The 4914-nt window shown below is 73.0% G+C and carries 3 protein-coding genes; all 3 read right to left on the bottom strand.

Annotation, left to right across the window (positions count from 1 at the left end; translation table 11 throughout):
• Positions 1-1384 (bottom strand): class I adenylate-forming enzyme family protein (locus LOY02_RS17815; RefSeq protein WP_317183710.1); only part of this gene is annotated, 1384 nt, incomplete at its 3' end.
• Positions 1381-3489 carry an acetate--CoA ligase family protein gene (locus LOY02_RS17810; protein WP_317183709.1) on the bottom strand — a complete coding sequence of 703 codons (2109 nt, stop codon included), beginning with the start codon at positions 3487-3489 and terminating at the stop codon, positions 1381-1383. The genes LOY02_RS17810 and LOY02_RS17815, both read right to left, overlap by 4 nt.
• Positions 3482-4914, bottom strand: a 1433-nt coding sequence (locus LOY02_RS17805; protein WP_317183708.1) for a tRNA-dihydrouridine synthase, incomplete at its 5' end; no start/stop codon positions are given. The genes LOY02_RS17805 and LOY02_RS17810, both read right to left, overlap by 8 nt.

The following is a 4914-nucleotide window of genomic DNA, read 5'->3' as shown; positions in this document are numbered from 1 at the left end:
CGACGCCGGGCACCTCGGCCACGACGTCCTCGACCTCGCGCGGGTAGATGTTGTAACCGCCGGAGATGATCATGTCTCCCTTGCGGTCGACGAGCCAGAGGTTGCCCTCGGCATCGACGCGGCCGAGGTCCCCGGTGTGGAGCCAGCCGTCGACGACGGTCTTGCCGAGGTCGTCCCGCGACTCCGCGTTCCAGTATCCCGACATGACGTGGGCGCCGCGTGTGACGACCTCCCCGGTCTCGCCGACGGGCAGGGACTCACCGGACTCGTCGACGACGGCGATCTCGACGCTGACCGCCGGTCGGCCCGCGGACGTGAGCAGGGCCGGCTCGTCGGCGAGCCCACGCGCGTGGAGCTCGCGGTCGAGCACCGTCACGGGCGGGATCGCCTCGACGAGCCCGTAGTACTGCACGAGGTTGGGGGTGAGCCGTTCGTGGGCCTGGCGCATCTGCTCGGGCGGCATGGGCGCGCCGGCATACCCGAGCATCTTCAGCCCGGAGAGCAGCTCCCGCGAGACGCCGTCGAGGGCGAGCAGCCGCGCGACCATCGTCGGCACGAGCGCCGTGTGGGTGGCTCCTCGGCGCCGCACCGCGTCGACGAAGGTCGCAGGGTCCCACGACGGCAGGACGATCTGGCGGGCGCCGGCGACGAGAAACGGCAGGACGAACAGTCCCGACGTGTGCGTGACCGGCCCGGCGTGGACGTAGCAGTCGGTGTCGGGGTCCGGCGTGCCGCCGAGCACGTCGTGGGTCATGTTGACGACGGATGCCATCCAGTTGCGGTGCGTCCGCATCGCGCCCTTGGGGTGGCCGGTCGTCCCCGACGAGTAGTGCAGCCCGCAGAGGTCGTCAGGGTCGCACGGTGCCAGGGGCGTCGTCGGGGCCGCGCCGACCACCTCGTCGAGGGTGAGCTGCCCGGGTGCGTCCCCGACGACGACGACCACGTCGACGAGCTCGCGCACGCCCGCCGCCTGCTCGAGGTGTGCCGCGTCGACGATGAGCCCGCGGGCGCCGGAGTCTCGCGCGATCCGCTCCCAGTCGGTGGGGTGGAGACGGTGGTTGAGGGCCGCGCGGACGAACCCCCCGGAGCGGATGGCGAGGTCCGTCAGGACGTATGCCGCTGAGTTCGTCTGCAGGTCGAGCACCCTGTCGCCGTGGCGCAGTCCCAAGGCGGCGAGGCCGTTCGCGATGCGGGTGACCTGCTCGGCGACCTCGGCGAAGGTGAAGGTCCCGTCGTCGGCCTCGATGGCGGTGCGCTCGGCGAAGCGTCGTCCTGCCTCGGTGACGAGGGTGGCGATGTCGAGGTCCCTGATGTCGCGGTCGAGGTTCCCGATCCGCTGTGCCGCCGGGGCACCTCCGGGGCGCGGGCTGATGGCGGACGTCATGGGGACTCCTCCGGTGGGACGTAGGCGGCGTCGAGCACACGAACCCCGTGGCCCTGGGGGAGCGCGGTGACCGGGTTGAGGTCGAGCTCGAAGCCGGGTGGCCAGTCGGCAACGACGTCGCACAGCCGGGTGACGACGTCGACCAGGGCCCGGCGGTCCGAGGGTGGCGCGCCGCGCACCCCGGCGAGCAGGCCACCGAGACGGGACTCGTCGAGCATCGCGCCGACCTCGTCGCGTGCAACGGGCAGCACTCGGAGGGCGACGTCGGCGACGACCTCGGTGAGCACCCCGCCGACGCCGACCGTGAGGACGGTGCCGAGCGGGCTCGGGGCGAAGCCGACGAGCGCCTCGACGCCGCCCTCGACCTGCTCCTCGACCCAGACCCGGCCGCCGAGGGCGACAACGCGATCGAAGGCCGCTCCCGCGGTCTCTGCCGTGACGCCGACGACGACGCCGCCCGCGTCGCTCTTGTGCACGAGCCCGGGGACGACCGCCTTGAGGACGGCCCGGCCCCCGCACTCGTGGACGGCCGCCCGCGCGTCGTCGGCGTCGGTGGCGAACCGACCGGCCGGCACGGGGATGCCCTGCGCGGCGAGGAGCTCCTTGAGCTCCGCCTCGCTCGCGTCCGCAGCTGGTGCAGGTGGTGTTGATGCCGCCGTCCCTGCCCCCCGCACTGTCGAAGGTGCAGGGTGCGCGACGTCCGCCTCAGCGTCGGGGGCGGCGTCGGCGAAGTCGCAGAGTGCGGCGAGGGCGCGGACCGCCCGGGCAGGCGTGGGGTAGGAGGGGATGCCGGCCTCACGCATGCGCCGGCTCGCCTCGGGAGCGAGGTGGTCGGCTCCGGTGCGGGCGACGAGGACCGGCTTGCCGCTGTGCGACGCGACCCGCTCGAGGGAGGCGACGACGTCGTCGACGTCCTGGCCGGTGAGCACGCAGAAGCACGCGACGATCGCGTCGACGCCGTCGTCGGCGGCGATGACGTCGAGCGTCCGGTCGAAGAGCGCACCGTTGCTCATCACCGAGGCCGTGACGTCGACCGGGTTGGCGCTCGACCCGAACGCGGGGACGATCTCGTCGAGGGCGGCAGTGGTGGCGTCCGAGAGCGCGGCGAGCGTGAGGCCGTGCTCCTCGACCGCGTCCGCGGCGAGGATCCCGGACCCGCCCGAGGTCGTCACCACGGCCACCCGCCGACCGCCCGGCCGCGGACACGTCATGACGTCCCCGACGTCGAGCAGTTCCTCCACGTCGTCGACGCGGACGGCACCGACCTGCCGCAGCGCGGCGTCCACGACCCGGTCGCCCGCAGCGAGCGCGCCCGTGTGTGAGGCGGCCGCCCGCGCCCCGGCGTCGGAGCGCCCGGCCTTGAGCACCGCCACGGGCACGCCCGTGGCGGTGAGCGCTCGCAGGCCCGGCAGGTCGGTGAGCGACTCGACGTAGGCGAGGATGCCGCGACACCCCTCCTCCTCCGCGATGGCCCGCATCGCCTCGACCGAGGTGATGTCGGACTCGTTGCCGGTGTTGACGACCCAGCCGAGCCCGAGACCTCGCGCGAAGGCGAGGGACACGGCGCCGTAGCCGAGCGCGCCGCTCTGGGACACGAAGCCGATCGGCCCGGGCACGAGCTCGGTGTGCTCCCCGGAGAAGAGCGGCGAGAAGGAGGTCACCTGCCCCGTGGCGACACCGACGGTCCCGATGCAGTTCGGACCGAGCAGCCGTATGCCGCCCTCCCGCGCTCGGGCGACGACGCTCGCTTGCAGCGCGGCCCCTTCCGCACCCGTCTCGGCGAAGCCGCTCGAGCAGATGATGGCGACCGGCACTCCCGCCTCGATGCAGTCCTCGACGGCGCCCGGCACGCGTGCCGCCGAGACCATGATCATGGCGAGGTCGACCTCGCGCCCCGCCGCGCGGGCGGCGACGACGCTGGGGTAGGACTCCAACCCCGCCACGCGGCCACCGTCGGGACGCACGGGAACGAGCTCAGCGGCATACCCGTAGCGCTGGAGGAAGTCGAGCGGGAGCCGGCCGAGCGCGCCCTCCCGGTCGGTCGCGCCGATGACGGCGACCCCGCGCGCCGACCACAGGGGGCGCAGCGCGGAGAGGTCACCCATGCGGTCGCCACCTCTGGTGGCGCGTGCCCTGGACTCCCTCGCGGACGAGCTGCAGCCGCGGCTTCGGACCGTCGGTGCGGCCGGTCTGCGGCTTGCGACGACCCGCCTTCCACGGGTCGGGCCACACGGCACCCGGTCCCTCGTAGTCCTGCTCGATGGCCGCGTGGAGCGTCCAGTTCGGGTCGTAGAGGTGCGCGCGCCCGATCGCGCAGAGGTCGGCGCGTCCGGCGAGGACGAGCGAGTTGACGTCGTCCCACGAGCTGATGATGCCCACCGCGATCGTCGGGAGGTCGACGCGGTTGCGGATCGCGTCGGCGAAGGGCGTCTGGTAGCTGCGGCCGAAGGCAGGCTGCTCGTCGGGGACGACCTGACCCGAGGACACGTCGATCGCGGCGGCCCCGGCATCCTTGAACGCCTGCGCGATCTGGACCGCGTCCTCCGCGGTGATGCCGCCCGGGGCCCAGTCCGTCGCGGAGATGCGCACCGTCATCGGGATGTCCTCCGGCACCGCCTCACGCATCGCGGCGAAGACCTCGAGGGGGTAGCGCAGCCGGTTCGCGAGCGACCCGCCGTAGGCGTCCGTGCGCTGGTTGGTGAGCGGCGAGATGAACGAGGAGAGGAGGTAGCCGTGTGCGCAGTGCAGCTCGACGAGGTCGAAACCGGCGTCGACCGCGTGCCGCGCCGCGGTGACGAAGTCCTCGGTGATGGCGGCCAGGTCGTCGGTCGTCAGCTCGCGCGGCACCTGGTTGAGGCCCTCCTGGTAGGGCAGCGGCGACGGGCCGACGACCTCCCAGTTGCCGTCGTCGAGGGGTTCGTCGATGCCCTCCCACATGAGCTTGGTCGAGCCCTTGCGGCCGGAGTGGCCGATCTGGCAGCCGATCTTCGCCGGCGACTGGTCGTGGACGAAGTCGGTGATCCGGCGCCACGCAGCCGTCTGCTCGTCGCTCCAGATGCCGGTGCAGCCCGGCGTGATCCGGCCCTCCGGTGAGACGCAGACCATCTCGGTCATGACGAGTCCCGCACCACCGAGGGCCTTGCCGCCGAGGTGGACGAGGTGGAACTCGGTCGGCATGCCGTCGCCGGGGGAGCGGTACATGTCCATCGGCGAGACGACGACCCGGTTGACGAGCTCGAGCGGGCCGAGCCGGAAGGGCTGGAACATCGGCGGTGTGTCCGGCTGACCACCCGGGACCGACTTCGCGAACCAGGCGTCCGTCGCGGCGACGAACTCCGGGTCGCGCACCCTGAGGTTGTCGTGGGTGACGCGACGGCTGCGGGTCATGATGTTGAAGGCGAACTGCTCCGGGGACTGCCCGACGTACTGCCCGAGGTGCTCGAACCACTCGAGGCTGGCCTGCGCCGCGCGCTGGGTCGACAGGACGACCGGCTTGCGCTCGTCCTCGTAGGCCTTGAGCGCCGCGTCGA

Source organism: Intrasporangium sp., from assembly GCF_032907665.1.
Taxonomy (GTDB): domain Bacteria; phylum Actinomycetota; class Actinomycetes; order Actinomycetales; family Dermatophilaceae; genus Intrasporangium.
Note: the sequence above shows the minus strand (reverse complement) of the source record. Positions and strands in the feature narration are given on the sequence as shown.

Excerpts from the sequence above, each read along its gene's own strand:
- LOY02_RS17810 (WP_317183709.1), bottom strand. The coding sequence starts at position 3,489 with ATGGGTGACCTCTCCGCGCTGCGCCCCCTGTGGTCGGCGCGCGGGGTC.